The 3803-nt window shown below is 32.9% G+C and carries 4 protein-coding genes; all 4 read left to right on the plus strand.

What is annotated here, in order from left to right:
- Positions 1-219 precede the first annotated feature (219 nt).
- The 4 genes from ACSX1H_RS18875 to ACSX1H_RS18890 all read left to right on the plus strand — a co-directional run bounded on the left by ACSX1H_RS18875 (position 220) and on the right by ACSX1H_RS18890 (position 3509).
- The gene (locus tag ACSX1H_RS18875; protein ID WP_439185813.1) at positions 220-960 is read left to right on the plus strand and encodes an Abi-alpha family protein; all 741 of its coding nucleotides are present in this window, start codon (positions 220-222) and stop codon (positions 958-960) included.
- A gap of 228 nt (positions 961-1188) precedes the next feature.
- Entirely contained in the window at positions 1189-2133 is a 945-nt protein-coding gene (locus ACSX1H_RS18880) for a hypothetical protein (protein ID WP_439185814.1), read from the plus strand.
- A gap of 220 nt (positions 2134-2353) precedes the next feature.
- Positions 2354-2671, plus strand: a complete 318-nt coding sequence (locus ACSX1H_RS18885; protein ID WP_439185815.1) for a hypothetical protein — start codon at positions 2354-2356, stop codon at positions 2669-2671.
- Between the two features lie 40 nt (positions 2672-2711).
- Positions 2712-3509, plus strand: a complete 798-nt coding sequence (locus ACSX1H_RS18890; RefSeq protein WP_439185816.1) for a toll/interleukin-1 receptor domain-containing protein — start codon at positions 2712-2714, stop codon at positions 3507-3509.
- The last annotated feature ends 294 nt before the right edge of the window (positions 3510-3803 follow it).

Below are 3803 nucleotides of genomic sequence, written 5' to 3' on the forward strand. Positions count from 1 at the left end.
CGGGATTCGTAGCGTTTTTGTGAGTCCTTAGCTTCGGCTACCAGCGCCAAATCAGTGATTTGGCTTTAGAAACAAAAAGTTAAAAACAAATACACCGCTTTGGCTCAGCTCAATTTGGAAAGATTGTAAGGTTAAAATCCCTCACGACGCCATGCAGCCAAACGTTGGCAACCATAAAAAAACACATACCCAATATAATAACCTAAAGACTAATAAGAAATGCCCGAGATAAATGACATTTTTGGAATAAAGCCATACGGAGATTCATTAAAAATAGCTGTTGAAAAATCGGCAAATGGAGTTGGACAGTTTTTATCAGCAATTTGTATGCCTGCTGCAACAGAGTTTGGTTTAATGCTTAATGACAAGATGAGATATTGGAGATTAAATAACATCATTAAAATGATTAACAAATCTCAAGACAAATATGAATTCATAAGTGATAAATTACAACTAAAATTAAACCCGAGAATTGGTGTAGAAATAATTGAGAATGCGTCTTGGCAGGATAATGAACTAATTTTGGATATGTGGGCTGGATTATTGGCGTCCTCCGTAGATAAAAATGATAGTGACGATTCAAATCTAATTTTTATCCAAATTCTCAAATCATTAACTGGATTACAATGTCGAATTTTAAACCATATCTGCAAAAATTCGAAAGTAATTTATGATAAGAACGGTTTGATATACACGGAAACATCTTGTGAGATAAGTTTGGAGAAATTATTTGAGATATCAGAAACAAATGATATTAATAGGTTAGATAGAGAAATTGACCATCTAAGGTCTTTAGAATTATTGCCAAGTTCTAGCTTTTTAAGCAGTGGTTCGGGTTTTACAATTAATCAAGAGGATTTTACAAAGGTTACTTTTGAGCCAACACCATTAGCTTTGCACTTATTTTCAAAAGTTAATGGACATAAAAACATAAATGATTGTTTCGCTGCGAGCAATTAACATTAAATAATTACGGTTGCCAACACGCCGCCATAGCGCATAGCAGAGGCGGTAGTATTTTGGTCATGCAGATTCCCGCTTCGATAGTCTCGTCCTCTCGGACGGACAATCTCAACGCAAATCTGCTACAGCGCCATGCGGCCAACCGTTAGCGGTTATTTAATTACCGTAACTGAAAGGTAATTGCAGGTGAATTTGGATTGAATTTACTTTGAGACAAAAAAAGATATGATAACAGATGTAAAATATTATTCGGAGGATTTAGAAAAAGTCTCAAAACTGTTAGAAGAATTTAATGGAAAGATTCACTTTATTAAAAAAGGTGCAATTCATGACTTTTCGAAGGAAAACATAACTGAAAGATTTAATAATATCTTTCGCTCTTTTCCCTACGAAATAGAAACTGCCTCACATGACATTGGATACTCAATATACACATTAGAACTTTTTGACCTATTTTATGAAATCTCTAACTATGATGGAAAAATAGATACTAAAAGAATTGAGGAATCTAAGTCAAGATTTGAAAACAAAATTCTTGACACACAAGATGTTTACCTAATATCTGATTTTATTGAAGATTACTTTCATTCACTGACATATAACTATGGAGAGTTTTTAAAGAATGCTAAAAGCTTTCATTTTTTTACGGAAATAGAAAATGAAGAAGTGATTTTAAATAACTTGCTTAATTTGTACCGTAGGATTTTGGAGGATAAATCGAAACAAATTAGCATATTTTGGGGAGTAAGTTTAACTAAAGAAGTTTCCGATAGTATTATTGAAATGCTTTGTGATTTTATAGAGCAAAGGATTTTAGTTCTTAACCCTCCGATAAGTAAAGATTCTTTAATTAATAAAATGTCCTTCAAAGCAATCGAATTAAAAAGTATTCAATGGTTAGGTACTCAACAGGAATTATGTGAATTGTTTTATGAGTTAAATAAAAAAGGCTGGATTCCTGATATTGTTGGCGGAGAAAGAAAAAAGATAGCTGAATCGATTACTGAACTATTTGATTTAGAAAAGACAAAACGGACTCCATCATCAAATATTAAAGATTCATTTTACCAACAGTTTAAAGGAGAATTAATTGATGGAGAGCGGACTTATAATTTTCTTGATTCGAAAAAATATGAAAGAAAATTTGATAAAATAAACAACAACCGCTAACACGCGGTCATAAAACATTGCGCGGATAGTGGTATATTTAAACAAAATAACATTTAATCAGCAGCTTAACGGCTTGATAAGTTTGTGTTTTGTAATGCGCAACGTTTCATACCGCAAGCCGTTAGGGGCAATGCGAGGCGTTGAATAAGCGAAATGGTCATTAATGTCTATTGATTTATTTTGCTACTATTACAATATTTAAATTCAAAACGAATATTTTATGAGTAAAGAAAAACAAATACAAGAAATTGAAAGAATAAAGAGTTCTTTGGAGTATCATTTTGAGAAATACAAAGACTATAAATATGATTCAAAGAATGCGTCACGTAAAAATGATAGAAGTAGAGCTATGGATAATATGATTACGCATGCTAGATTCATCGAACAAGAGTTGAGTCATCCTTTTGTATCAGACGTAATATACGATGGAAATCAATTCCAATTTGAAGACTTTTGGAAGTATGTCGCATCTGATTTACCTAATTATTTAAAGAAAATTGAAGCTTTATTGAATAAATTGAAATCCGAGGTTGAATAGAAACAAAGCACCAATTGAACTAAAAAACAATAAAATTAGTATGGGAAAATCAGTACTTGTATTTGTAAGCCATTCTTCAGAGGATAAAGAAGCCTTAATTGAACCTATTGTAGCAGATTTAGAAGATTGCTATATAAACGTTTGGATTGATAAACGAAAAATTTTACCTGGTGATAACTTGAGAAAATCCATTTTTAGAGATGGGTTGGATAAAGCAGATATTGCTTTAATCTTTTTTACTCAGCAATCACTAAAATCCTCATGGGTAGATAAGGAAATCAAACATGTATTAAGGGAGGAGGCAAAAAAAGGAAACAACTTTGATTTAAACAAAATAATTTCAATTTTTGATTGTAAAGAAACCTATGATGAAATTGCAGATAGATACCCTGAACTAACAGATGATTTGCTTCATTTAATGCCTGAAAATTATACTAAGAAAGAATTAGGTCAGTTAATCTCTGCTATTTGGAGTAAATATATGTCCTTACAAGGAGGGGACGTTGAGACTCAAAGACAGTTATTAGCAAAGGAAAAGCAGATTTTTAAACTAGAACAAGAAACTCAATCTTTAAAAAATCAAGTAAAAGAATTGAAATCTAAAAATTCAAATGCTTCAATGCATGATGAATTTAAACAATACAAGGAATCAGGAAAAATTGATGAATTCATGGCGAATAGAAATATCGTTTTGACTGGTGAATGGCTAGATTTTGACCAAGTACCTAATCTACCAGAGGCAAGTGCTTTTGGATTGGTGGATTCGAATAAAAATTCTTACGTTTCTCTTTCAAAAAAGGGACAAGAGTTTTTTAAATGGATACTATTAAATGAATAAAGCACAGCCCCTAACACGTGGTAATAAGGCATGGCGGGTTTGTGCCGATTCGACACGGTCGAATCTCGTGCGGGCTTCTGCTCGGTTGGACAGATTTCCTCTCGTCAATCCGCCACGACCTCATACCACCAACGTTGTAACCTATTTGTCGGTTAAATATTTACAGATTGATTGTGGTCGTCCGCCAAAAAACAAAACTTAGTATAACTTGGCCACTAATCCTGACTTGGTTTGTTTCATATCAGCCCAGACGTTCAAATTGAGGTGCCTCTGGAATTGATTTTCAAACGTGAA

Origin of the sequence: Carboxylicivirga taeanensis, from assembly GCF_051851475.1 — a bacterium.
Taxonomy (GTDB): Bacteria; Bacteroidota; Bacteroidia; order Bacteroidales; family Marinilabiliaceae; genus Carboxylicivirga; species Carboxylicivirga taeanensis.

What these genes read in the sequence shown, in the direction of transcription:
- ACSX1H_RS18885 (WP_439185815.1), top strand. Translation starts at nt 2,354, where the DNA reads ATGAGTAAAGAAAAACAAATACAAGAAATTGAAAGAATAAAGAGTTCT.
- ACSX1H_RS18890 (WP_439185816.1), top strand. Translation starts at nt 2,712, where the DNA reads ATGGGAAAATCAGTACTTGTATTTGTAAGCCATTCTTCAGAGGATAAA.
- ACSX1H_RS18875 (WP_439185813.1), top strand. Translation starts at nt 220, where the DNA reads ATGCCCGAGATAAATGACATTTTTGGAATAAAGCCATACGGAGATTCA.
- ACSX1H_RS18880 (WP_439185814.1), top strand. Translation starts at nt 1,189, where the DNA reads ATGATAACAGATGTAAAATATTATTCGGAGGATTTAGAAAAAGTCTCA.